Source organism: Desulfovibrio sp. JY (genome assembly GCA_021730285.1).
In the GTDB taxonomy this organism is placed as follows: domain Bacteria; phylum Desulfobacterota; class Desulfovibrionia; order Desulfovibrionales; family Desulfovibrionaceae; genus Solidesulfovibrio.
The window spans coordinates 3,725,534-3,749,499 of record CP082962.1; the positions used below are offsets into that span (position 1 = coordinate 3,725,534).

Below are 23,966 nucleotides of genomic sequence, written 5' to 3' on the forward strand. Positions count from 1 at the left end.
TGCCGCAGCCGCATGCGGCGTATATTTGAAGAATACGCCTTTGCGTCCGCGGCATCCCGACGTCGGCCCTGGCCAGGCAGCAGCCTTCGTGGGAAAAATTCCGTCTTGAGAGTCACTTTTGCAGTCGTGTTGCTTGAAGGATTGGGAGCGCAATAAAGAATGAGGGGGGCAATAGAAGAGAAAAGCGGCTGGGCACGTCGTCGTGGAGGCAAGATCGTGAGGAAGGAGACGGCAGTTTTTGCCTGGCAATTCCCCTTTCACTATAGCAAAGTTAACATAATTTACATTATGAGACAAATAGAAAGGGACGGAAGGGTTCCCCAAAGGCCCGTTGGAAACCTCGATATCCTACAGCGCCAAGCCTCCCCGCGTCTCATCAAAACAGCCTGGGAATGCCCCCGTGCCGCGCCATGCAAGCCTCCGCCACCTGGCGGACCTCAGTCAGGCATCAGCGACCGCTGGGATTTTTCACGGCGCACCGGCAGTCGCCAAGCTTTTTTGCCGCGACGATGCGTTCTAGGATTGTGGACCTTCCGCTGGCAACCACGTCTTCCTCGATGTCCCGGACCGTGTAGCCAAAACAATGGCAAATCAATGTATCAGCGGTCTTTTCCATGAAAAACAACCTATTGGGCGTAATGACCGTAAAGCCTACGCTTCTCGTGGCCGTCCCCGACCCTGTCAACCCGTTGTCATGAGCGTGTGAAAGACGATTTGTAATACGATACGGATATGTAAACGTTTTCTATACGTCCGACGGCTAAAGAAACAAGCCCACCCGGGAAAACGACGCCACGTCGAAAAGCCCCTGATCCGTGAGCCGCAGTGCCCCGATCACTTCCAGGGAGACAAACGACATGGCCATGAAGGGATGGTCCAGCGCCTCGGGCTTCGGCCTGGCGATCTGCCTGTACGCCGCCCGCAAGGCGACAAGGCCCTCCATGACCACCTCCAGCGGCGCATCGCTCATGAGCCCGGCCACGGGCAGCCGCACCTGGGCCAGGAGCTTGCCGCCGCCGGCCACGGCGAAACCGCCGCCCGAAACCATCAGCGCCTGGGCGGCCAGGATCATGTCCGCGTCATTGGTGCCGGCCACAATCAGGTTGTGCGCGTCGTGGGCCACGGTGCCGGCGATGGCCCCGTTTTGCAACTTGAGCCCGGCAATAAATCCCAGGCCGATGTTGCCCGTGGCCTTGTGGCGCTCGATGACCGCCAGCTTGGCCAGGTCGCGTGACGGATCGGCCACGGCCAGTCCATCCTTGACCAGGGCGTCCATGACGCGGCATTCGGTGACGATCTGCCCGGGAATGAGTCCGATAGCCCTTATCCGAGCGCCCTTTTGGGCCGGGATGGCCAGCCGGGCCTCGGTCACGTCCCCGGCCACATGCATGGCCCGCGGCGGCGTCAGGCACGAATAATCGGAAAACTCCATGTCGGCAACATGCCGCCCTTTCAAGAAAACATCCGCAATATCAAAGGATTTGAGATCGTTTACGAGAACGAAATCCGCCCGGTAGCCCGGGGCCACGGCCCCCCTGCGACGCAGGTTGAAATAGCGGGCCGGATTGATCGAGGCCATGGCCACGGCCGCAACCGGCGGCACGCCGCAGGCGATGGCTTGGGCTACCAGGGCATTGAGGTGCCCTTTGCGGCTCAAATCGACCGGGTCGCGGTCGTCGCTGACCAGGGAGAAACGTCCGGCGTTTTCGGCCGTGACCAGCGGGATCAGCTCTTCGAGATTTTGTTCGGTGCTCCCCTGCCGGATCATGATATGCATGCCCCGGCGCAGCTTTTCCCGGGCTTCCTCAAGATGCGTGCATTCGTGGTCCGAACCCGGCCCGGCCGTGACGTAGGCATCGAGCGCCCGGCCGGTCAGCCCCGGAGCGTGGCCGTCGATGACCCGGCCCCGGGCGGCCCGTATCTTGCGCAGCATGTCCTCGTCGCCGGCCACCACGCCCGGATAGTTCATGACTTCGGCCAGGCCCAGGATGCGGTCCGGGTGCCGGGCCAGCATGGCCGCCACGTCCGTCGCGCCGATCCTGGCCCCGGACGTGGCCATGTCCGTGGCCGGCACGCACGACGGCATCATGAAATAGCAGGTCACGGGCAGATCGCGGCTACAGGCCAGCATGTACTCGATGCCGGCGAGCCCCAGGACGTTGGCGATCTCGTGGGGATCGCACATGACGGCGCAGGTGCCGTGCGGGGCCACGGCCCGGGCGAAGACCGGCGGGGACAGCAGCGTCGATTCGATGTGAATGTGCCCGTCGATGAGCCCCGGACAGAGGTAGCGGCCGTCGGCTTCGATGACCCGCGCCGCCTCCCGGCCGGAAAAACCAACGACAACGCCGTCGGCCACGGCCACGTCGGCCTCGTGGATTTCACCGGAGAGCACGTTGACCAGTCGTGCGCCCTTGATGAGCAGGTCCGCCGGCGCGTCGCCGCGGGCTACGGCCAGTCGTCGCCGGTAAGTGTCCAGTTTTTCGGGTTCGGGCATAAGGAGGCCTCCGCGTTGTCTTGATGGGTGTCGGGAAATCCCTTATATCATGGCACATGAACCTGCCAGGAACTTTTACGCTGGGCCCCGGCGACGGGCGCGCCCGGACCGGCCGGCTGACCACCGCCCACGGCGAAATCGAAACCCCCGTCTTCATGCCCGTCGGCACCCAGGGGACGGTCAAGAGCCTCTGCCCGGACGACCTGCGCGCCATCGGGGCACAGATCATTCTCGGCAACACCTACCACCTCTACCTGCGCCCGGGCGACGAGCTTGTGGCCAAGATGGGCGGCCTACACCGCTTCATGGCCTGGGACGGGCCCATTTTGACCGATTCCGGCGGATTCCAGGTGTTCAGCCTCTCCGGGCTTCGCCGCATCACCGAGGAAGGCGTGACCTTCTCCTCCCACATCGACGGCTCCAAGCACCTCTTTTCCCCGGAAAAGGTCATCTCCATCGAGCGCAACCTCGGCTCGGACATCATGATGGTGCTGGACGAATGCGTACCCTATGGCGCGGACCGGGCCTACACCGAAAAATCCCTGGGGCTCACCACCCGCTGGGCGACGCGCTGTCGGGCGGCCCATGCGCCCTTGGACCGGGGCCAGCTCCTTTTCGGCATCGTACAGGGCGGGTTCTTCAAGGACCTGCGCGCCGAAAGCGCCCGCCAGCTCATCGACCTGGACTTCGAGGGCTACGCTCTGGGCGGCCTGTCCGTCGGGGAAAGCCGGGCGGAAATGTACGACATCCTTTTCGACGCGGCCCCCCTGCTCCCGGCCGACAAGCCCCGCTACCTCATGGGCGTCGGCGCGCCGCGCGATCTGCTCGCCGGCATGGCCGCCGGGATCGACATGTTCGACTGCGTGCTGCCCACGCGAAACGCCCGAAACGGCACCCTTTTCACCTTCCAGGGCAAGGTCAACATCAAACGGGCCGAATACCGCGAGGACGACAGCCCCCTGGAAGCGGACTGCCCCTGCTACGCCTGTCGCACCTTCTCCAAGGCCTACCTGCGCCATCTCTACGTCGCCCGCGAACTCCTCTCCTACAGGCTCAACACCCTGCACAACCTGACCTTTTTTTCCCGCTTCATGGCCCAGGCCCGCCAAGCCATCCGTGAAGGCCGCTTCGATGCCTTCCGCTCCGCCATGGAAGCGGCGTATCCGGAGACGGATGCGTAAGGCGCTGGGGGAGGGGACCCTTTTTTGCAAAAAAGGGTCCCCTCCCCCAGACCCCCACCCTCCCCAAAAACTCCTCACGGGCTATATTCGCAAAAAAAATTGGTCACAGTGATCGGATGATCCCCGTTGAAAGTTTTTGAAGGGGGTCCAGGGGGAAACTTTTTTCAAAAAGTTTCCCCCTGGCCGCCGGAGGCACCCTCCTCCCCCTCCTCCTCAAAAAAAGGTCACAGGCGGCATGTCGCGGGGGGGAATAGCGAGAGGGCGGATGGCGGGCTGGCCGAGGAGCAGCGCTGCGTAGCCCTTGTGCCCTTCCGGAATGCCGAGGAGCGCGCCGAGGGGCGGATGGGCGTCGAGGGCGAAGATCAGGTAGCCGCACCAGCAAGCCCCGTAGCCGCCGGCCGCGGCGGCGATTTCCAGCCAGGCGGCGGCAATGGCCGCGTCGAGGGCCGGAGTGATGCCGGCATCCGGCGCGTGGACCACCACCACATGGGGCGCGCCACGGAAGATCACGTCCCGACCCTTGGCCACGGCCCGGGCCGCGCCAGCCAGATGCAGATCGGCGGCGCGCTGGGTATCGGCCGCGACCTCGGCCGCGATCCACTCGAGCACGCCGCGGCGCGCCACGTCCATGCGTTCCGGGCCATCCACCACCACATAGCCGACCTGCCGGGCGTTGTGTCCGGTGGGGGCATGGCGCACCGCCTCGATAAGCGCCAGGATTTCCTCGTGGGAAAGCGTCTGGGGCGCGTAGTTGCGGCAGGAGCGGCGGGACATGAGCAGCCGGCGCAGGCTGGCCAGGTCCGGCAGTTCCCGGCGTTTGACCGGCGAAAACTGCTCCTCGGGCAAAAGCGCGTGGTGAAAGGCCCCTGTCGGGCAGGCAATGACGCAGTGGCCGCAGCGGATGCAGTGCGCTTCGCGGCCGGCCAGGGCATGGGGCGGTTCCTCCCCTTTCTGCCGGACCAGACTGGCTGGGCAGGCCGCCACGCAAAGGCCGCAGCCCGTACATTTCTCGCCGATGGTGAAAAGGGGCATACTACTTCGTCTCCGCGTTGTCGTTTTGGGAGCCGCCGAAGCGGGATTGCAGGACGGCCAGGGCTTTTTCTTCCTGCTCCACATATAATTCCGGCGCAAAAAGGGCCTTGTGCCCGCCGACGGTATGGCGCAACACCGGGGACAGGGAAACATGGCCGAACGTGTGGCCCAGGCGGACCATATCCCCGAACCAGGCCACGCCGATGTCCAAAATGCCGTTGCCGGTCTCGGGATTGCCCACGTCGACATAGGCCCCGAACGGACGCGCCTGCCCTTGCGGGCAGGTGACCGGCCGGGCCATCTCCATATTGATCAGACAGCAATATTCGTTGAGCCGGCATTCTGGCAGCGGCCAGGGATGGCGCACGAGTTCCTCGGTCGGCTCCTGGGTATACAGCCGGCGGTAGATCTCGGCCGGCAGGGCGTCGTAGAGGGCGCGGAGTTCGGCGAAGTCGGGCCGGTATTCCAGGTAGCGGCCCGGGCCGCAATGGCCGAAACGTTTGGCCGGACACAGCCAGCACTGCCCCACTTCTCCCACGCCGATATTTTCGCCCATATGCCCGAGCAGCAGCCCGACCGCGTCGCCGATAAACTCGCAGTCGTTGTGGATAAGGAGCAGATAGCGCTTGTCCATGTGTTCGAAGGCGTACTGGTAGCGCAGGCTGTGGCGGTAGCCGGTGTCGCCCAGGCGTGACGGATCCACGGCATAGCGCCAGTTCATGAGCTGCGGGCGGAAATGCACGAGCCGATCGCCGAGCACCTGTCGGATGTCCCCATGGGCGAAGGCTTCATTGACCGCGGCGCGTTCCTCGATGAAGTAGACCTTGTCGATCCAGCGGCCCGAATGCTCAAGCAACGACAAAAGGGACAGCACGGTCTGGGCCGGTTTGCCGAAGACGTTTATGGCCACGTCGACGATGCGCGTGTTCATCATGGGCGGCGGGCCTTAGGGGATGGAGGTTGCGGGGATGCTCTTCGACCTTTTAGCCCATGGTCGGTCAGCCGGCAACCTGACCGGCCTGGGCTCCTCCCCGGGCCGGGATCACTTGGCGGGCACCAGACGCAGTTTGCGAATAAAAAGGGCCATCGGCCGCACGTCCGTGGCGGCGAAGGTGGTCTTGCCGTGGTTCCAGTCACTGTAGGCGATGGCGATCGTGTTGTGTCCCTGGCGTCCGGCGATGGGGATGCGACGGGACTCGCGGGCGTCGGCCGGCAGGTTGGCGAAGGTTTCGACCACCGTCCCGTTGACGGCGACCGTCACGGTCTGGCCGGGAATGACGTTGGCGAAGTCGAACTCGAGGACGTAGTTCCCGGCTTGTGGCAAATCGAAGGCCAGCTCGCTTTGGGGACCGAGCCCCCAGCGCCAAAGGTTGAGGTCGCTGTGTTCGATCTTGCCGAGTCCCCCCTGCACCCGCACGGCAAACGGCACTGGGGAATCGAAATGCCCGAGCGGCACGATTTCCAGGTCGAAGTCCCGAAACGCCGTGGTTTCGAGGTTGCCGCCGGGATAGCGGGCGGTATAGGGCGCGCAGACCGTTTCCAGGCGCAACGTCAGGGTCTTGTAGGGCTTTTCGCGCACCAGCGTCACCATGCGACCGCCCTGCCCGTCCGGGCCAACGGACGTGAAAAGCGGCACGGCCGGCTCGTCGTCGAAGCGGGCCGAAAAAGCCATCGTGCTGTCCCGGCCCTGGTTCTTATATTCGATCATCCACTGGAGTTGCTGGGGCGCGTCGCCGGCCGCGTTGTCGATCCTGTATTCCAGAAAGGCCGGCCGGCTGTTGCGGGTGGGGATGGCCTCTCCACCCCAGTACGGATTGATGGTCATATCCGAAAAGGCTGTCACCTGCCGGTAGAAGTCCGGAAAGGCGGCGCGCCGTCGCAGATGAAAGGGCGCGGCGGCAATGACCGGGGCCGGCTCCCGGTGGATGGGCAGATCGTAAATCTTGGCGTTTAAGACCTGCTCGGACCGGCTGATGGGGCCAACGGCGGTGGTGAAAGCCTGTTCGGTTTTGCCCAGGTGTCCCCAATTGTGAAACGGCGCGAAAAACCGCAAGGTAAAGTCGGGGCTTACCGCGTCGAGCTTCTGGTCGCGGAAGGGATTGCCGGCCACAAACCGGTCCAGGTACCAGGACACGGCATTGACCGTGCCCGGGTCCGAGGCGGCGACAACCTCCCCGGGCCGAAGCCTCCAGGCCAGTTCCCGGGCCATGGGCTTGAAGTCCGTGACAAAAACCGGATGATGGTAGCTCGTGGGCCGGTAATAGGCGTCCGGGTGGGTGAAAAAGACGTTGGCCGCCGCAGTGATGGCGAGCAGCAAGGCCGCCGGCGGGACGAGCAGACCGGGACGGGGCAGGAAACGCGTTGCCTGGCCGGCGAAAAGGGCCGCCACGACCGTCATGTAGAGGAAATGGCGCGGCGAAAAATAGGCGGTCTTGCGCATGAAAAAAAGGATCAGGGCCGGGATGAGCACAACGAGCAGGCAGGCGGCCAGTTCGCGCGGGGCGCGCCGCGCCATGGCCAGTCCCCCGAGGGCGACAATGGCGCCCATGAACAGGCGCATGGCCGTGTCGTCATGGCTCCACAGCACATCGGCCGCATAGGCGACGATGAGCCGGCCTATGGCGGCAAAGCTGCTCTTGTCGGCGAAGATCGACAGCGTGGTCTGGCTGGGCAGGAAAAAAATGAGCAGCACCGGCAGCGCCACGATGGCCGTACCACAACAGAAAACCACAAGCTGCCGCAAGGTGAGGCCCTGCCCGCGCGGCCGCCAGTTGGCCACGAGCACGACGCCCTCGGCAAAGACGACCTCGAACATGAAGTAATGCAGGCACAACAGGACCGCGTTGATCCCAAGCAGGGCGTAGAGATCGCGGTTTTGCCGCTCCCTGATCAGCCGCAGGCAGAAATAGAGTGAAAAGACGAACAGCAGCGTCAGGATGGCATAGGGGCGGACCTGCCGCACATGCCAGACCTGCATGGCGCTGCCGGCGAGAAACGCCGCCGCGACGAGCCCGACCGCGCGGTCGTAGAGCCTGCCGAAAAGACGCCAGGCGGCATAGACCGCGGCCAGTCCGCACAAGGCCGAGGGCAGGCGCAAGGCGAAATCGGAGATCCCCGCCCATTCCACCGCCTTGATGAAAAGGTGATACAGCGGCGGGTGCATTTCGCAGTGGCGCGAGAAGTCGAGGATGTAGGAGACCGGGAAACGTGCTGTCAGCGGGACGACGATTTCGTCCCACCACATGGTCGGTGTTTCCAGATGATACAGGCGCAGGCAGGCGGCGACGGCCAGGATGGCGGCCAGGACCAGCCGCTCCGCCCAGTCGCGGGATGCGCCCTTGGTATTATGAAACGTCTGCTGCATGCTGCAAAAGGCGCAAGGGCCACGACCGCCATCGTAATGGGCCGCGACGCCGAAGGGAAAGGGTCAGGAACTCGCCGCGCCCGGGGCCGGGCCCGTCACCGTGAAAAAAAGCGGTGCGCGCCGGACGGAGGGCTGTAGGCGACTACCCCCGGCCCTCTTCGGCATGCTCGGCTTCCTTGGCATGCTCGACGGACTCGGTACGGGTGGCTTCCAGGCGCTTGACGAAGGCGTCGCGGCATTCGTAGCTGCAAAAGGCGTAGACCTTGTTGCCGTCGCGAACGCGAATGTCGGCGTCGGCCGGAACGTAGGTGCCGCAAACCGGGTCCTTGACCATCTCGCCGGTGGCGGCCATGCGCGTTTTCGTTTCGGCTTCCTGGGTCTTTTTACGGCCTCGATCGCCGAGGAAAAGCTTATAGAGGATAAAGCCGGCCACGATCAGTATGAGCCAACGGTACATAACGCTCCTTGCAGGTCCTTTGCGGACCCGGTCAATGTCCCGCTCTTACGGTATTTCCAACGATTTTGAAAGGGATTTTCGCAAGCGCTGTCGCAACGCTTCCGCCCTCCCCGTCCGGGATGATCACCCCCGGGGCGATATCCGCCAGGGGCACGAGGACAAAGGCGCGCTGGCGCAGCCTCGGGTGGGGCACGACCAGATCGGGCTCGTCGATGGCCGCGTCGCCGTAAAGCAGCAGATCGAGGTCCAGGGTGCGCGGCCCGAAGCGACGTTCCCCACGCACGCGCCCAAGGGCTGTTTCAATGTTCAAAAGCGCGGTGAGGAGTTTTGCGGCTGTCCAGTCGGCGGCAAGTTCCAGCGCCACGACCTGATTGAGAAAAAACGGCTGGTCGGCATCGCCCCAGGGTTCGGTTTCGTAAATCGGGCTTGCCGCCGCGAGACTTGCCCCGGGGAGCATGGCCAGACGCTCCCGGGCCACTTCCAGGGTAGCCGCCCGGTCTCCGAGATTGGAGCCCAGCCCGACATAGGCGGTCGTGACGATATGGCGTTTCGTGATGGAGTCTCCTTTCTCGCGGCAGCGCAGAGGTAAAAAAGTCGTCAAGGCCGTGTCAAGCAGGGCGATCACGCCAGGAGGCCTGGTTTCGTACTTTCCCATGGCGGATGTGGGGGGATGCTGCATTTTATGCGTACTCGGATCGCACTTGCCGCAAGGTTTGGCAACGGCCTGGGAAAATCATTTCAGAACACTTGCTTGGGAAAACAAGAATCCACTTGTTATTTTTAATATGGTTGGATAGATCGGAAGAACTATGCGTAAAAAGGAACCAGCAAACGAAACCGTCGCATCGACGACACAACATCATAGCAACAGATTGTCTTTTTCATTGCAATTGACTGTCCATTCTTTTGTAGTTTTGTTCCTTGTGCTGCTCATCTGGGGGAATCTTTTTCTTGAACATGGCCGTATTGAAAAACGTGAAAAGGAACTCTTGCAGCTTCAAACCCATATTGTTCAAAATATCGTCGAGCAGAACCTTGCCGATCTCAATACAGTGCTCAAGGATATTCAACGACAGGGCACCGCGTTGCGCGCTCTACACGGGGAAACTCTTCGGTTGGATATCCTTGCCGATGCCCTCAGCGGTATCCGGGTGCTGAGCGTTTACGATGTCAAAGGCGTTATCGAAGCATCCAATCGGCAGGAAATGATCGGGAAAGACTTTTCCCAAAGGGATTATTTCAAAACGATTCAGCAACAGCCCAACCTTGATACCTTGTATATCAGCGCCCCCTTCCAGTCCGTCCTTGGCGCCAGGGTCATTTGTATCGGGCGCATGATCGGCAATGCTCAGAACCAATTCGACGGCATCGTCAATGCCTCGCTGGACCCGGCTTATTTTGCCCCGCTCCTTGGCTCGATTCTTTATGCCCCGGATATGTGGGCGGCACTGGCCGATGCCGATGGCTCCATTTTTGTTGCCATGCCGCAACGTGAGAGAAAAGATGAAAATGATGGGAAGAAAATTAACGTTTTTTTAGAAAAATACAGCCAGAGCGGTGTTGCTCTAGAAACATTCGTCGACGCCACGCTTGATCATGACAACGGAAGCATGGTTTCCATGCGTTCAGTAAATCCAGCAGCATTACATCTCAACAAGCCGCTCACGATCATCGTCACGAGAAGTGTCAAAGAAATTTACAAAGATTGGAGAAGAGATGTAGTTGTTCAAAATTTCATTCTTTTTCTTGTAATATCATTTGCCACATTAGCATTGGTAGCCATTCAAAAATGGCGTCGTGACAATGAACAGTTAAGGCTGAAAGCAGAAGAGGAAGCCGCCCGGCACGATAAATTTACGCACATGGTGATGGACAATATCCCCGCCATGGTCGCCTATTGGAACAAAGATATGTATTGTGAATATGCCAATAAAATTTACTATGAATGGTTCGGCAAAACGAAAGAACAGATATACGGGGCCCACGCCAAGGATATTCTCGGGGATACGCTCTTCGCTCACAATGAAACGCGCATGCTTGGCGCGCTACGCGGTGAACCCCAGATGTTCGAGCAGGACAGAACAAAGGCCGATGGATCGACAGGCCATACACTGGCCCGCTATATTCCTGACCAGAGCGGAGACTCCATACGCGGTTTTTTTGTACTCGTATCGGATGTCACCGAACTGAAGGAAACGCAATTTGAATTACAGCAACGCGTCAAGGAACTCCATATCCTCGCCACAACGGATTCTCTGACAGGTTTGAGCAACAGACGGTATTTTATCCAAAAAGTCATGGAGGAAATAACTCGGGCCAAGCGTTATGCCGCTCCGTTGGTTTTTCTTATGGTGGACATAGATCATTTCAAATCCATAAACGATACCTATGGCCACGATGTAGGCGATGCGGTACTTAGGTCAATGGGTGAAGTATTACAAAAAACGATGCGGGAAACGGATCATATCGGCCGTCTTGGCGGTGAGGAATTCGGCATATTGCTCATTGAAACAAGCCGTTCCGAGGCCAGTAACATTGCAGAGCGTCTTCGAAAGTCCCTTGAGAATAGCTGCGCGGAAACGCATTCCGGCCAGATTTGTTTCACAGTGAGCATCGGCTTGGCCTTTTTTCAAAAAGACAAGGACGACCCTCTCGAAGATATGTTGCGCCGGGCCGACAATGCCCTGTATCAGGCCAAAAACAACGGACGCAATCAGGTCTGTTGCGACGAGGATATGTAACGCTTCTCCCTGGCAACTCCTTTGACATGTCCTACGCGGCTACTTCTTTGTTAGAGATTCGAAGCATTGGCCAATGGTATCGATTGGCCTTCTCCCCCTGTTCCTGTTGCCCTGGTGTGACCGCTCGGTCGCGCCGGGCACCAAGGTCCTCCTGGAGCGCGCCTGCCCATCGGATATGCCGTTGCGCTCGGATCAGACGTTGAATCCCGGGCGAAATCGTGTCACGAAGTCCTGGCGTATCCGTCATGCCCACAGAAAACACTTCCCCCCCTGCCCCCTCCCATCCCTGGGTGGACCGCTACCTGGAACACTTGGTCGTGGCCAAGGGGCTGGCCGAGCACTCTATTGCCGCCTATTCCACAGACATCGCAAGCTTTTTAACTTTTTTAAACGAGCATGACGGCCACCTCGAAACCGTCAATGACGATACGCTGTTTCTCTACCTCATGCATTTGCGTTCGCGCGGGCTGGCCAGCCGCTCCCTGGCCCGGCATCTCTCGGCCCTGCGCGGCTTTTTCGCCTATGCCGCCGGCGAAGGCTGGCTGCCCGAATCCCCGGCGGCCCTGATTGAAAATCCCAAGCTGCCGCGTCTGCTCCCGGACGTGCTTTCCCGCGACGATGTGGCAAGGCTCCTCGATGCCCCGGACACGGCCACGCCGCTCGGGTATCGCGACCGGACCATGCTGGAACTGCTCTATGCCGCCGGGCTTCGCGTATCGGAGCTTACCGGGCTTGCGCTGACGGATTTCGACGCCCAGGCCGGGCTGCTGCGGGTTTTCGGCAAGGGCTCCAAGGAGCGGCTTATCCCTATCCACGCGTTGGCCCAGGAGTTTCTTTCCACCTACGTGCAGACGATCCGGGGCGCGTTTCATCCCAAGGAGCAGTTTATCTTTCTGAACCGCTCCGGTCGCGGGCTCTCCCGGCAGGCCGTGTGGAAAGGCATCAAGCGCCACGCCCAGGTCGCGGGCATCTCCCTGCGCATCTCGCCCCACAGTCTGCGCCACTCCTTCGCCACCCACCTGCTCGATGGCGGGGCCGACCTGCGCACGGTGCAAACCCTGCTCGGCCACGCGGACATCAGCGCCACGGAAATCTATACCCACGTTCAGGCCGAACGCCTGCTGGCCGTGCATCGCGCCCACCATCCCCGGTCCCGCTCCCAAAATTAAAGTGAAAGTAGAACGTTACCTATGAGTTTCCCCTCCAAACCGCCGCTCAAAGAGGCACCGGTCATCGTTACCGGCCATGCCAACGCGGATTTCGACTGCCTGGCCGCCATCATCGCCGCCGGCAAGCTCTATCCCGGCGCGACCCTGATCTTTCCCGGCAGCCAGGAAAAAAATCTCAGGCACTTCTTCATCCAAAGCGCCACCTACCTGTTCAATTTCAAAAACTTCAAGGAAATCGAGCCGGGAAGCGTCAAGACCCTCGTCCTGGTCGACACCCGCCAGCGCTCGCGCCTGCCCCATATCGAACCGGTCTTCGCCAATCCGGGGCTTGTCGTTCACTGCTACGACCACCACCCCGACACCGAGGAGGACGTTCCGGCCGCCCTGTCCGTGGTCAAGCCCTGGGGATCGACCACGGCCATCCTCATGGAACGCATCATGGCCGAGGACCTGGCCCTTTCCACCGACGAGGCCACCATCCTCGGCCTTGGCATCTACGAGGACACGGGCTCGTTCACCTTTGCCTCCACCACCGAGCACGATCTTGCCGCCGCCGCCTGGTTGCGTGCGCGCGGCATGGACGTGGGGGTTATCGCCGACCTCATGACGCGCGAGCTCTCCTCGGAACAGATCACCATCATGAGCCAGCTCATCGAGTCGGCCCAGACCCACGACATCAACGGCGTGGAAGTGGTCATCGCCGAGGCCACCTCCGACCAGTACGTTGGCGACTTCGCCCTGCTCGTGCACAAATTTCTGGATATGGAGAACCTGCGCGTGCTTTTTGCCATCGGGCTCATGAACGACCGGGTGCACCTTGTCGCCCGCTCGCGCAGCCCGGACGTGGACGTGGGCAAGATCTGCGCCTCGCTTGGCGGCGGCGGCCACCCCTACGCGGCCTCGGCCTCCATCAAGAACCGCACCCTGACGCAAGTGCGCGAGGAGCTCTTCGGCCTGCTCTACTCGCAGGTCAACCCGCAGATCCTGGTACGCCAGCTCATGAGCAAGCCGGCCGTGTCCATCGAGGAATGGGCCAACATGCGCCGGGCCGAGGAGATCATGACCCGCTATGGCTTGAAGGCCCTGCCGGTGGTGACCAAAAACGGCAAGAAATGTGTGGGGGTCATCGAGCACGACATCATGGACAAGGCCATCAACCATGGCCTGGGCGACGTGCCGGTGGCCGAATACATGATCCGCGAACCTGCCGTGGTCACGCCCGACACCGACCTGTACCCGGTCATGGAGATCATCCTCGGCCGGCGGCAGCGCCTGGCCCCGGTAGTCGAGAACGGTAAGCTCGTGGGGGTGGTCACGCGCACGGATATCGTCAACACGCTGGTCAAGGAGCCCTCGCGCATTCCGGAGTCGCTGCTGCCCGAGCGCAAGCGCGAACGCAACATTTCGGGGCTGTTGCGCGAGCGGCTGCCCAAGGACATCCTCACGCTCCTCAAGCGTGCCGGCAAGCTCGGCCAGGAACTGGGTTATGCCGTCTATGTGGTGGGCGGGTTCGTGCGCGACGTGCTTTTAAAGCATGTCAACTTCGACGTGGACCTGGTGGTCGAGGGCGATGGCATAGCGTTTGCCGCGGCTATGACCCGGGAGATGGGCGGCCGTTACAAAGCCCACCCCAAGTTCAAGACCGCCGTGGTCGTGCTGCCGGACGGCCAGCGGGTGGATGTGGCCACGGCCCGGCTGGAATACTACGAATACCCGGCCGCGCTGCCGACGGTGGAGCTGTCCTCCATCAAGATGGACCTCTACCGCCGCGATTTTACCGTCAATGCCCTGGCCGTGCATATCTCCCCGGACCGCTTCGGCGATCTGGTGGATTTTTTCGGGGCCCAACGCGACATCAAGGACCGGGTGCTGCGCGTCCTGCATTCCTTAAGCTTCGTCGAGGACCCCACCCGCATCGTGCGGGCCATCCGCTTCAGCGAGCGCTTCGGTTTCCGCATCGGCGGCCAGACGGACCGGCTCATTAAAAACGCCGTGCGTCACAATTTCTTCCACCGCCTGTCCGGCTCCCGGGTCTTCCACGAGTTGCAGCTGATCCTGGAGGAAAAAACGCCCCTGGCCTGCCTGCGCCGCATGCACGACTACAAGCTTCTCGCCGCCATCCATCCCCTGCTCGCCCTGACCCCGGCCCGGGAAACGGTGCTCATGGAGGTGGAAAACGTCATCAACTGGTACCGCCTGCTCTTCATCGACCCCAAGCCGCAGGCATGGCTGATCTATTTTCTGGCCTTGTGTTCGGGTATGGACCCGGAGCAGTTCGCCTTGGTCGGCAAGCGACTCAACTTCTCCAAGCGCACGGCGGGCGACATCGCCCATCTGCGCCTGCAGATCCGCGAAACGGCGCAAGGGCTTTTCAATTGGGAGTACCACAAGGGCACATTGTCCGAACTCTATTTCCTGATGGAGCCGCTGCCGGTCGAGGGGGCGCTTTTTCTCATGGCCCGCAATCCCCGGGAGCCGTTGCAAAAATACGTTTCGCTTTTTCTCACCACCCTGCGCGGGAAAAAACTGGAGATTACCGGCAACGACCTCAAGGCGCTGGGCGTCGAACCGGGGCCCGGTTATACTTCCATCCTGCGCCGGGTTCGGGGCGCGGTCATCGACGGCCATGCCCCCTGCCGGACCGAACAGCTGGAAATGGCCCGCCGGCTGGCCGCCGGTGAATCCATCGAACCGCTGTTGTCCCGGCTGACATCCGGGGCGCTTTGTTCCCTGCCCGAACCTCCGGTAAGGCCGGAAGCCGACCAGGATGTTTTACCGCAACAGGCTGTCGATCCACACAAAAAGTGATGGGATCAGACACCTTCTTCAATGGCACAAAACGGAGAGAGGATGGCGCGGGAAGGAAAAACTCTTTTCAAAGCTTTTCCCCCTCTTGCGCCGTTTTTTCGAACGGCTAAAGCATGTCGTAGCCGAAAGCCTGGAATTCCGGGGCGAACACGTCGTTTATCTGTCTGAGCTGGTCACGGCGAAAGACTGTGGCCGGATCAAGCGTATTGGCCATGATGCCTTTTTGGGCATGGGGCAAGGCTACGGCAGCCTCGATACCAGGATGTTGCAACAGGCGTGAGAAATCGTATTGCAAGGATTCGTGGCGCAGGACTCAGTGTCGTCCCCTCTCAGCGTGCGGCAGCTTCCGTCAGCGGACAGGCGAGCCGCCAGTCGCTTTCCGGCTCGAACTGCCGGGCCACGTCCAGGCGTTTTTGGAACTCGCTTCGCCGCACGGGCACCGCGCCGAAATGGGCCAGGTGCCCGGTTTCCTGCTGACAGTCGATGAAATGGAAGCCGCGCTTGTCCAAGTGCCGGCAAAGGGTCACGAAGGCGACCTTGGACGCGTCCGTGACCCGGTGAAACATCGACTCCCCGAAAAAAGCCCGGCCGATGGCCACGCCGTAGGCACCGCCAACCAGTTCCCCGTCCAGCCAGGCCTCGACGCTGTGGGCATAGCCGGCCGCGTGCAGGGCCTCGTAGGCCGCGATCATCTCCGGCACGATCCAGGTGCCGTCGCCGACCGTGCGCGACACGCCGGCACAGCCCCGGATCACGCCGCTAAAATCCTTATCCAGCGTCACGGTGAATTTCCCGGACCGGATGGTCCGGGCCAGCCGATGTGAAACGTGGACCAGGCCCGGAAAGAGGATCGGCCTGGGGTCCGGCGACCACCACAGAATGGGCGTGTCCGTGTCGTACCAGGGGAAGATACCCCGCCGGTAAGCCGCGACCAGCCGCGTGACGCACAGATCGCCGCCCACGGCCAAAAGTCCGCCCGGCTCGGCCAACGACGGCCGTGGGAAAAGCATCGGGTCCTCGGTCAGCGAAAAAACCGGCATGCCGTTTGTGTCCTGGAGGACTGGGGGAGGGAACCCCTTTTTGCAAAAAGGGGTTCCCTCCCCCAGACCCCCACCCTCCCCAAAAATTCTTTATGGGGTTAAAAGATAGGGTGGGACTCCGTATCCCTTTGAAAGTTTTTGAAGGGGGTCCAGGGGGAAACTTTTTTCAAAAAGTTTCCCCCTGGCCGCCGGAGGCATTCCGCCTCCTTCTCCCTTATTCGACAACCGCCGGTTCCTGGGCCGCCTTTTTGGGCGCGCGACCGGTGAAGTTGAAGGTGAACAGTTCGGGCGCGCCTTCCGGGGCTGCGTCGATGAGGGCTTCGCCGCCCTTTTGCAGCTTGCCGAAGAGCATCTCCTGGGCGAGCGCGTCCTTGATCTCTTCCTGGATGACCCGGGCCAGGGGCCGCGCGCCGTAGTCGTGGTCAAAGCCCTTTTCGGCCAGTCTGGTCACCGCGGCCGGGGTCAGGCGCACGAACACCCGCTTCTCGACCATCTGGGCGTTGAGTTCGCGCAGGTACTTTTGCACGATCCGGTCCATGATCTCGGGCGTGAGCGACTTGAAGGTCACGATGCCGTCGAGGCGGTTGCGGAATTCGGGGCTGAAAAGCTTGTTGACGGCCTTGAGCCCCTTGTCCGAGGTGTCCTCGGGCTTGCCCGAACCGAAACCGATGCTTTTGGCCGACATCTCCCGGGCTCCGGCGTTGGTGGTCATAAGCAGCACCACGTGGCCGAAGTCGGCCTTGCGGCCGTTGTTGTCGGTAAGCGTCGCATAGTCCATCACCTGGAGCAGGATATTGAACATGTCCGGGTGGGCCTTCTCGATCTCGTCGAGGAGCAGCACCGAATACGGGTGCTTGCGGATGGCGTCGGTAAGCAGGCCCCCCTGTTCGAAGCCGACATAGCCCGGAGGCGAACCGATCAGCCGGGCCACGGCATGCTTCTCCATGTATTCGCTCATGTCGAAGCGCACGAAGTTGATGCCGAGCACGGCGGCGAGCTGCTTGGCCATCTCGGTCTTGCCCACGCCGGTCGGGCCGGCGAGCAGAAACGATCCGGTCGGCTTGCATTCGTTGGCCAGCCCCGCCCGGGAGCGCAGGATGGCCTTGGCGATGGCTTCCACCGCCTGATCCTGGCCGAAGATGAGGTTTTTGAGCTCCCCTTCCAGGTTCTCCAGGCGCACCTTGTCCGAAGACGTCACCCGGGCCGCCGGGATCTTGGCCATGGAAGCCACGACCTTTTCCATCTCGGCCACGCCGATGGCGCCCTTGGTATTGCCGGACAGCTTGCGCACGGCCCCGGCCTCGTCGATGACGTCGATGGCCTTGTCCGGCAGGAAGCGGTCGTTGATGTGGCGGGCCGAGAGCTCCACCGCCGCCCGAAGCCCGGCCGGGGTGTAGCGCACGCCGTGATGCGCCTCGTAGTAGGTGCGCAGGCCCTTGATGATCTCCACGGCCTCGTCGATGGTCGGCTCGCCCACGTCGATCTTCTGGAACCGGCGGGACAGGGCCCGATCCTTCTCGAAGTAGTTCTTGTACTCCTCGTAGGTGGTGGAGCCGATGCAGCGCAGCTTCCCGGACCCGAGCACGGGTTTCAGGATGTTGGAGGCGTCGAGGGTACCGCCGCTGGTCGCGCCGGCGCCGACGATGGTGTGGATCTCGTCCACAAAGAGGATCGCCCCGGGCTTTTGCTCAAGCTCGGCCAAAACGCCCTTGAGCCGCGCCTCGAAATCGCCCCGATACTTGGTGCCGGCCAGAAGCGCGCCCATGTCCAGGGCGTAGATGAGCGTGTCCTTGAAGGACTCGGGCACGTCGCCCCCCACGATGCGAAGGGCCAGCCCCTCGGCCAGGGCGGTCTTGCCCACGCCCGGATCGCCGACGAAGATGGGGTTGTTCTTGCGGCGGCGCAACAGCACGTGGATGGTGCGGGTCAGCTCCTGATCGCGGCCGATCAGCGGGTCGATCTCGCCCTTTTTGGCCTTGGCCACCAGGTCCACGGTATATTGTTCCAGGGCCGAGCCGGACTTGCCGCCCGTCTCGCCGTCGCCCTCACCTTCGGCGGAGGCCTGTTCGCGGCCGGAGCCATGGGAAATGTACTCCAGCACGTCCAGGCGGGACACATTGTGGGACTTGAGGTAGTAGACCGCGTAGGAATCTTCCTCGTCGAAAATGGAGGCCAGCACGTCGCCCACTTCCACCTGCTGTTTGCCGGACGACTGCATCTGCATGATGGCGCGCTGGAGCACACGCTGGACGCTTATGGTCTGCACCACCTCGGAATCGGCGTTCTGGGGCAGGGCTTCCATGTGGTCGGTAAAAAAGCGTTCAAGCTGATGCTTGAGGCGCACCACGTTGGCGCCGCAGTGGACCAGGATGTCCCGGCCCGTCTCCTCCAGGAGCATGGCGTAAAGCAAGTGCTCCAGGGTGAGGTATTCGTGATTGCGGCGCTTGACCTCCTTGACGGCACTGGTCAACACCTTCTCCAGTTTCTTGCTAAGCATTCAGACCTCTTCCATGCTGCATTTGAGCGGGTAGCCGTTTTCCCTGGCCAGCCGGTGCACGAGAGACACCTTGAGCTCGGCCACTTCGGCCGTGTACTCCCCACAGACGCCCACACCGTTGTTGTGGACGTTCAGCATGATCTGCGTGGCTTCGTTTTCGTTTTTATGAAACACGTCGACGAGGACCTGGATGACGAATTCCATGGTCGTGTAATCGTCGTTGTGCAAAAGCACCTTGTACCTTCTCGGCTCACGGACTTCCTCTTCGACATCGACGCCGAGACCCGGTTGTTCCTGTTCGATGGGATGGCTCATTGGGCTTGCCGTCACCTTTTCCCGGATATCGGGGAACTTCGGGGCGTCATCACGCCCGGATTGCGGTTTCTGGATAGAAATAAGTCGCCCTGGCGCACTGTCGAGGGGTAACGGCGTAAGGCGCGCCGCGTCCACCCTGCCTTGCACTCCATGAAATGGGGTACGAGAAATCGCGCCTACTGACAACAGGCTTCGCAGTACATTGAAATTGTTGCGGATCAGAAGGTAATTACAAAATAGTCGAAAATACGGGGCGGGAGTGGCCACGCTTTGCCGGGTTCTCCCTTCTCGCGTTCTCCCGTTCAAACGTCTTCTGGCCAAGGCGTGCGCAACATGGGGCAAGGGGGAAAACCGCCCGCCCAAGCCACAAGGGGAAAGGAAGTCAGGACAGGTCGGACAACACGCCGGCGCGTTCGTCGGGGTCGAAAACGAAACTGTCGCAGGCCGGCAGGCCGCAGGCGGCCAGATGGGCCTGGTAGAGGGCGTGATAGGTCAGCGGTATGGCCTCGGCCATGGCAAGCCCGAGATTCTCGGCCACGGCGGCAATGGCCGAGGCCGGCCCCTCGATTTCCAGGTAGCGGCCGAAAGGGAGCCGGTCGAGGCAGACATGGGTTTCGCCCACCTGCCAGGTCTCCCGGACTTTTTCGTAGCGCAGGGCCGGAGCGTAGCCCAGGGCGCAAAAGATCGATTCCATGACGGCGGGATCGGCTACCCCGGTCTCGAGCTCCCGGCGAACCTTGATCCCGGCGGCGGCGGCCGTTTCGGACGGGAGCTTGAGCGTCACCCGGCCCTCGCCGTCGCGGCGCAGGCGCAAGAGCACGTCGCGACGCCGCAGCTCCCTGCCCGGCGTATCGAAGACGATATTTTCCTCGAACACCCGGGACAGGCGCACGCCGCCGGCTTTTTCGAGCTTTTCGCGCACGGGCGCAAACGCCGTCACGGCGAACTTGGTTTCAATCTCGTCGGCATCGGACACGGCGGCCGCTCCTCGGGTTGCAATCCTGCCGGAATTCCAAAGGGCGTCGCCCTTTGGCCGCCGAAGGTTTTCCCCCAGACTATGGCACCTACAGGTCGAGCCTGTACTTAAAGTAGGCGGCGCAGCCTCCTTCGGTGGAGACCATGCACGGCCCCACGGGCGTGGCCGGGGTGCAGGCCTTGCCGAAAAGCGGGCACTCGTTGGGGGCCATCTTGCCCTTGAGCACCTCGCCGCAGCGGCAGCCGGGAAGCGGCGGCGTTTCCTTGAGTTCCACGCCCGGCAGGCGCATGGCGTCGAAATCGGCGAATTCTTCGCGGATGACCAAGCCGCTTTGGGGAATGAGCCCCAGGCCCCGCCAGAGCGCATCGGCTGGGGAGAACACCTCGTCCATAATGGCCATGGCCACGGGATTGCCGGCGTCGGACACCACCCGGGTGTAGCCGTTGCGGATGGCCGGAGCGTTATTTTTGAGCATGCCCGTGATGTCGAGCAGCGCGGTCAGGATGTCCAAGGGCTCGAACCCGGTGACGACTGAGGGCACATGGTATTTTTCGGCCACAAAGGCGTACGGGGTCGCGCCGATAATCGCCGAGACATGCCCCGGCAGGATGAACGCGTCCACGTTGATGTCCGGATCGGAGAGCAAGGCCTCAAGCGCCGGCGGCACGAGCTTGTGGAAGGAAAGCACCCGGAAGTTTTTCAGATTCTGTTCCCGGGCCAGCTTGATGGTGGCGGCCACGGCCGGGGCCGTGGTCTCGAAGCCGACGCCGAGGAAGACGACCGTGCGGCCGGGGTTGGCCGCGGCCACGGCCAGGGCGTCGACCGGCGAGTAGACGACTTCCACCCGCGCCCCGTCGGCCTTTGCGGTCTTGAGGTTGCGTCCCTTGGGGCCGGGCACGCGCATGAGGTCGCCAAAGGTGGTCAGCACCACGTCGTCACGGCCGGCCAAGTCCAAAAAGGCGGCCACTTCGGACTCGTGGGTGACGCACACCGGGCAGCCCGGGCCGGTCAGATGGGTAATGGTCGGGGGCAGCAGGCTGCGCAACCCGGATTGGAATATGGCCACGGTATGGGTGCCGCAGACTTCCATGAACCGAAAAGGGGTGGTCGCCTCGGCGGTCAGACGCGCAAGCAGCGCCCGGCACAGCTGGGGGTCCTTGAAAGCCTCAAACGAGTTCAAGGTCCAGGCCTTCCTGAAAGAGTTTGATGGTTTCCAGGGCGTCCTCGCGGTCCAGACGGCGAATGGCGAACCCGGCGTGGACAATGACGAAATCGCCTATGGCCGGCGCGACGTCGATGAGCTCCAGGCGCACCTGGCGGGTGACGCCGCCGATTTCCACATCAGCCACCTTATCGTTGATGGCGGTTACTTCCATGGGAACGGCAAGGCACATGGGGTGCTCCTCCGGCAAAGGGATGGCGACGGGCGAGGATGCCCGGCGCGTTTGGGGAAATATGCGCATCCGCAACGGCTTTGTCAAAAGCCGAAGGTTTGTTGGTTGGTCGGCCGGTGGGGGAAGGCGTTGCGGCCTTTGGTTAGCCGGCGGGGGGCATTGCGGACGCGGGCGGCGCATATTTAAAGAATACGCCTTCGCGTCCGTAATGCCCCCGCCGGCCCTGGCAACGCGGTCCAGGCTCGAAGATAATCTTTCCCCCAGTCCGCGCGGATAATCAGGTATTGCCAGCGCGTTACATTTTTCTGGCCCTCTTTGTCTCCTCGCCGACGGATAACCGTCCAGCCTCGTAAGCGGCCTCTTGTCCCTCTGAAAAACCAAGTTGAATAGACTCCCCGCCCTCCTTTGAAAATTTTTGAAGGGGGTCCAGGGGGAAACTTTTTTCAAAAAGTTTCCCCCTGGCCGCCGGAGGCGCCATTACAACGCGACAACCTCCAACGCCTTGAAGCACTTGGGCGGGATAAGCTCCTGGTGCACGGCGAAGCGGGCCTTGGACACGGCCTTGTCCGCGTCGGCCGCCTCCACCTCGACCTCGCCGGAGAGCGGCGTTTCCACCTTTGTCCGGTAGGCCACTTCATAGGTCCCGGCCGGCTCCAGGGGCCGGATGGTACGCGGTTCGAAATGAAAGTAGGGCTCGTCCCGACGCTGGTCGGGGTGCACGATGGCCTGGGCCGCGAGCATGGCCTGTCCCTTGCCGGTGGCCGTCACCACTTCGGCGCCTTCCTTGGCCTGCATAATTCTGGTTTCGTAGCGCACACGATATTTCGGCATGATCGACCAATCCATTTCCGGCCGGCGAAAGAACCGCGGCCGGGCGTTGCTTTTTCCCGAAGGGTTGCTATCAATCCGGTTGCCGGGCGCAAAGCTTTTCAACCCGTCCGGCAACCGACGTTTTCCATATGTCCGAACACATCCATGATCCTGCCCAGCCCAAGCCGGAAACCGGCTCCGGGGAGCTGCCCTTCCCGCCCGATCCGCCGCGGGTGTCCTTTGTTCCCACGGACGCGCAGTGTCGCGAATTGTGGGACGCCTACGGCATGTTGCCCAACATCCGGGAGCATAGCGCTCTGGTCGCCTGTCTGGCTACCGCCCTGGCCGAAGCGGCCGTGCGGGCCGGGCTTGACGTGGAAGTGGCGGCCGTGCGGGCCGCCGGACTGCTCCACGACCTGGCCAAGACCTACACCATCCGCCACGGCGGCAACCACTGCCAACTCGGCGGCGCCTGGGTGCAGGAACTGACCGGCAATCCGGTCCTGGCCCAGGGCGTGGCCTGCCACGTCACCTGGAGCCTGCCCATCGACCTGCGGGCACATTTTCTGCCGCTGGCAATCATTTACAGCGACAAGCGGGTCAAGCACAACCAGATCGTCACCTTGGAAGCCCGCTTCGACGATCTGCTGACCCGCTACGGCAAGACGGAATACATCCGGGAACGCATCCGGGAATCCTTCCAACAGGCCGCGGCCATCGAAAAGGCCCTGGCCCAAACCCTGGATTTGGATCTCCATGAAAATACTTTTGGTTGCGGGCGGCTGGTCGAGTGAACGCGAGGTTTCGCTGTCCGGCGCCGTCCAGATCGGCAAGGCGCTTACAAGCCTTGGCCACGAGGTCGTTCCCTGCGACCTGTCCGACGATTTTCCGGGGTTTGTCGACGCGGCCAGAGGCTGCGATTTCGCCTTTTTGAATCTCCACGGCGCGCCGGGCGAGGACGGCCTGCCCCAGGCTTTGCTCGACGCGGCCGGCGTGCCCTACCAGGGATCCGGCCCGGCCGGCTCGTTTCTGGCGCTCAACAAGGCCGCGTCCAAGCAGCTTTTCATCCGCCACGGCCTGCCGACGCCACGCTGGGATTTCCTGCCCACGCCGCCGCCGGCAGGGTACGCGCCCGATTTCCCGACGCCCTGGTTCGTCAAGCCCAACAGCGGCGGCTCGAGCGTCTACATGTCGCTGGTGCGCGATCCGGCCGATCTGCCGGCGGCCCTGAAAAAAATCTTCGCCACCGGCGACACGGCGCTTATCGAGGAAGGGATTTGCGGCGGCACGGAGCTGACCTGCGCCGTGCTTGGCGACGAGGCCCTGCCGCCCATCCTCATCCGGCCCAAGGCAGGGGAATTTTTCGATTACACCAGCAAATACCAGCCCGAGGCGGCCGACGAGATCTGCCCGGCCCCCATCCCGCTGGCATTGACCGACGAACTCGGCCGCCTCAGCCTGGCTGCCCATGCGGCGCTCGGACTTGCCGGCTACAGCCGGGCGGATTTCATCCACACCGACAGGCACGGACTGACACTCCTCGAGGTCAACACCCTGCCCGGCATGACGCCGACCAGCCTGCTGCCCCGCTCGGCCCGGGCGGCCGGGCTCGACTTTCCCCAACTGATCGCCAAACTCATGGAACTTGGGCTTGCGCGACGGGGCAAGAGGCCTTAATTGACCCC

At 62.2% G+C, this 23,966-nt stretch carries 20 protein-coding genes; 6 read left to right on the forward strand and 14 right to left on the reverse strand.

Annotated features, from left to right (window positions below):
• Positions 1-448 precede the first annotated feature (448 nt).
• Positions 449-616 (reverse strand): hypothetical protein, encoded by a 168-nt coding sequence (locus tag K9F62_16650; GenBank protein UJX40313.1) that lies wholly within the window; start codon positions 614-616, stop codon positions 449-451.
• A 144-nt stretch (positions 617-760) separates the two neighbouring features.
• Positions 761-2,497 (reverse strand): adenine deaminase, encoded by a 1,737-nt coding sequence (gene ade / locus K9F62_16655; GenBank protein ID UJX40314.1) that lies wholly within the window; start codon positions 2,495-2,497, stop codon positions 761-763.
• A 56-nt stretch (positions 2,498-2,553) separates the two neighbouring features.
• Here ade and tgt point away from each other — a divergent pair, with 56 nt between their 5' ends.
• Positions 2,554-3,678, forward strand: a complete 1,125-nt coding sequence (gene tgt, locus K9F62_16660; GenBank protein UJX40315.1) for a tRNA guanosine(34) transglycosylase Tgt — start codon at positions 2,554-2,556, stop codon at positions 3,676-3,678.
• Positions 3,679-3,891: 213 nt separating this feature from the next.
• On the opposite strand, the gene K9F62_16665 is transcribed toward tgt, so the two are convergent.
• From K9F62_16665 to folK, 5 genes are all read right to left on the reverse strand, one after another.
• Positions 3,892-4,710: a nitroreductase family protein gene (locus K9F62_16665; GenBank protein UJX40316.1), complete on the reverse strand. Its 819-nt coding sequence runs from the start codon at positions 4,708-4,710 to the stop codon at positions 3,892-3,894.
• Between the two features lies 1 nt (position 4,711).
• A complete protein-coding gene (locus K9F62_16670; protein UJX43233.1) occupies positions 4,712-5,641 on the reverse strand; it encodes a hypothetical protein in 930 nt (309 codons plus the stop codon).
• 111 nt (positions 5,642-5,752) lie between these two features.
• Positions 5,753-8,074, reverse strand: coding sequence for a glycosyltransferase family 39 protein (locus tag K9F62_16675; GenBank protein ID UJX40317.1), 2,322 nt, complete (start codon positions 8,072-8,074; stop codon positions 5,753-5,755).
• Between the two features lie 142 nt (positions 8,075-8,216).
• Positions 8,217-8,531: a transcriptional regulator gene (locus K9F62_16680; GenBank protein ID UJX40318.1), complete on the reverse strand. Its 315-nt coding sequence runs from the start codon at positions 8,529-8,531 to the stop codon at positions 8,217-8,219.
• Between the two features lie 31 nt (positions 8,532-8,562).
• Entirely contained in the window at positions 8,563-9,186 is a 624-nt protein-coding gene (gene folK, locus K9F62_16685; protein ID UJX40319.1) for a 2-amino-4-hydroxy-6-hydroxymethyldihydropteridine diphosphokinase, read from the reverse strand.
• A 154-nt stretch (positions 9,187-9,340) separates the two neighbouring features.
• Between folK and K9F62_16690 the strand changes: the two genes are divergently transcribed.
• From K9F62_16690 to K9F62_16700, 3 genes are all read left to right on the forward strand, one after another.
• The gene (locus K9F62_16690) at positions 9,341-11,272 is read left to right on the forward strand and encodes a diguanylate cyclase (GenBank protein UJX40320.1); all 1,932 of its coding nucleotides are present in this window, start codon (positions 9,341-9,343) and stop codon (positions 11,270-11,272) included.
• A gap of 245 nt (positions 11,273-11,517) precedes the next feature.
• The gene (gene xerD / locus K9F62_16695) at positions 11,518-12,441 is read left to right on the forward strand and encodes a site-specific tyrosine recombinase XerD (protein UJX40321.1); all 924 of its coding nucleotides are present in this window, start codon (positions 11,518-11,520) and stop codon (positions 12,439-12,441) included.
• Between the two features lie 21 nt (positions 12,442-12,462).
• The gene (locus tag K9F62_16700; GenBank protein UJX40322.1) at positions 12,463-15,249 is read left to right on the forward strand and encodes a CBS domain-containing protein; all 2,787 of its coding nucleotides are present in this window, start codon (positions 12,463-12,465) and stop codon (positions 15,247-15,249) included.
• A gap of 329 nt (positions 15,250-15,578) precedes the next feature.
• On the opposite strand, the gene aat is transcribed toward K9F62_16700, so the two are convergent.
• The 7 genes from aat to K9F62_16735 all read right to left on the reverse strand — a co-directional run bounded on the left by aat (position 15,579) and on the right by K9F62_16735 (position 22,302).
• Positions 15,579-16,289, reverse strand: a complete 711-nt coding sequence (gene aat / locus K9F62_16705; GenBank protein UJX40323.1) for a leucyl/phenylalanyl-tRNA--protein transferase — start codon at positions 16,287-16,289, stop codon at positions 15,579-15,581.
• 214 nt (positions 16,290-16,503) lie between these two features.
• The gene (clpA, locus tag K9F62_16710; protein UJX40324.1) at positions 16,504-18,786 is read right to left on the reverse strand and encodes an ATP-dependent Clp protease ATP-binding subunit ClpA; all 2,283 of its coding nucleotides are present in this window, start codon (positions 18,784-18,786) and stop codon (positions 16,504-16,506) included.
• Positions 18,787-19,101, reverse strand: a complete 315-nt coding sequence (clpS, locus tag K9F62_16715; protein ID UJX40325.1) for an ATP-dependent Clp protease adapter ClpS — start codon at positions 19,099-19,101, stop codon at positions 18,787-18,789. It lies immediately after the preceding gene.
• 382 nt (positions 19,102-19,483) lie between these two features.
• Positions 19,484-20,077 carry a class IV adenylate cyclase gene (locus K9F62_16720; GenBank protein ID UJX40326.1) on the reverse strand — a complete coding sequence of 198 codons (594 nt, stop codon included), beginning with the start codon at positions 20,075-20,077 and terminating at the stop codon, positions 19,484-19,486.
• An 88-nt stretch (positions 20,078-20,165) separates the two neighbouring features.
• Positions 20,166-21,257, reverse strand: coding sequence for a hydrogenase formation protein HypD (gene hypD / locus K9F62_16725; protein ID UJX40327.1), 1,092 nt, complete (start codon positions 21,255-21,257; stop codon positions 20,166-20,168).
• A complete protein-coding gene (locus K9F62_16730) occupies positions 21,244-21,471 on the reverse strand; it encodes a HypC/HybG/HupF family hydrogenase formation chaperone (GenBank protein ID UJX40328.1) in 228 nt (75 codons plus the stop codon). The genes hypD and K9F62_16730 overlap by 14 nt, the downstream gene beginning before the upstream one ends.
• 477 nt (positions 21,472-21,948) lie before the next feature.
• A complete protein-coding gene (locus K9F62_16735; protein UJX40329.1) occupies positions 21,949-22,302 on the reverse strand; it encodes a hypothetical protein in 354 nt (117 codons plus the stop codon).
• Positions 22,303-22,430: 128 nt separating this feature from the next.
• Between K9F62_16735 and K9F62_16740 the strand changes: the two genes are divergently transcribed.
• Together K9F62_16740 and K9F62_16745 are read left to right on the forward strand one after the other, a co-directional pair.
• Positions 22,431-23,075: an HDIG domain-containing protein gene (locus tag K9F62_16740; protein ID UJX40330.1), complete on the forward strand. Its 645-nt coding sequence runs from the start codon at positions 22,431-22,433 to the stop codon at positions 23,073-23,075.
• Positions 23,038-23,958 (forward strand): D-alanine--D-alanine ligase, encoded by a 921-nt coding sequence (locus tag K9F62_16745; protein ID UJX40331.1) that lies wholly within the window; start codon positions 23,038-23,040, stop codon positions 23,956-23,958. The genes K9F62_16740 and K9F62_16745 overlap by 38 nt, the downstream gene beginning before the upstream one ends.
• Positions 23,959-23,966: the final 8 nt, after the last annotated feature.

Bases quoted from the DNA above. Each gene is read 5' to 3' on its own strand.
- tgt (UJX40315.1), top strand. From the start codon at position 2,554: ATGAACCTGCCAGGAACTTTTACGCTGGGCCCCGGCGACGGGCGCGCC.
- K9F62_16740 (UJX40330.1), top strand. From the start codon at position 22,431: ATGTCCGAACACATCCATGATCCTGCCCAGCCCAAGCCGGAAACCGGC.
- ade (UJX40314.1), bottom strand. From the start codon at position 2,497: ATGCCCGAACCCGAAAAACTGGACACTTACCGGCGACGACTGGCCGTA.
- clpA (UJX40324.1), bottom strand. From the start codon at position 18,786: ATGCTTAGCAAGAAACTGGAGAAGGTGTTGACCAGTGCCGTCAAGGAG.
- K9F62_16730 (UJX40328.1), bottom strand. From the start codon at position 21,471: ATGTGCCTTGCCGTTCCCATGGAAGTAACCGCCATCAACGATAAGGTG.
- K9F62_16690 (UJX40320.1), top strand. From the start codon at position 9,341: ATGCGTAAAAAGGAACCAGCAAACGAAACCGTCGCATCGACGACACAA.
- K9F62_16745 (UJX40331.1), top strand. From the start codon at position 23,038: ATGAAAATACTTTTGGTTGCGGGCGGCTGGTCGAGTGAACGCGAGGTT.
- aat (UJX40323.1), bottom strand. From the start codon at position 16,289: ATGCCGGTTTTTTCGCTGACCGAGGACCCGATGCTTTTCCCACGGCCG.
- clpS (UJX40325.1), bottom strand. From the start codon at position 19,101: ATGAGCCATCCCATCGAACAGGAACAACCGGGTCTCGGCGTCGATGTC.
- K9F62_16650 (UJX40313.1), bottom strand. From the start codon at position 616: ATGGAAAAGACCGCTGATACATTGATTTGCCATTGTTTTGGCTACACG.
- K9F62_16700 (UJX40322.1), top strand. From the start codon at position 12,463: ATGAGTTTCCCCTCCAAACCGCCGCTCAAAGAGGCACCGGTCATCGTT.
- K9F62_16680 (UJX40318.1), bottom strand. From the start codon at position 8,531: ATGTACCGTTGGCTCATACTGATCGTGGCCGGCTTTATCCTCTATAAG.
- K9F62_16665 (UJX40316.1), bottom strand. From the start codon at position 4,710: ATGCCCCTTTTCACCATCGGCGAGAAATGTACGGGCTGCGGCCTTTGC.
- K9F62_16735 (UJX40329.1), bottom strand. From the start codon at position 22,302: ATGCCGAAATATCGTGTGCGCTACGAAACCAGAATTATGCAGGCCAAG.
- xerD (UJX40321.1), top strand. From the start codon at position 11,518: ATGCCCACAGAAAACACTTCCCCCCCTGCCCCCTCCCATCCCTGGGTG.
- K9F62_16670 (UJX43233.1), bottom strand. From the start codon at position 5,641: ATGAACACGCGCATCGTCGACGTGGCCATAAACGTCTTCGGCAAACCG.
- K9F62_16675 (UJX40317.1), bottom strand. From the start codon at position 8,074: ATGCAGCAGACGTTTCATAATACCAAGGGCGCATCCCGCGACTGGGCG.
- folK (UJX40319.1), bottom strand. From the start codon at position 9,186: ATGGGAAAGTACGAAACCAGGCCTCCTGGCGTGATCGCCCTGCTTGAC.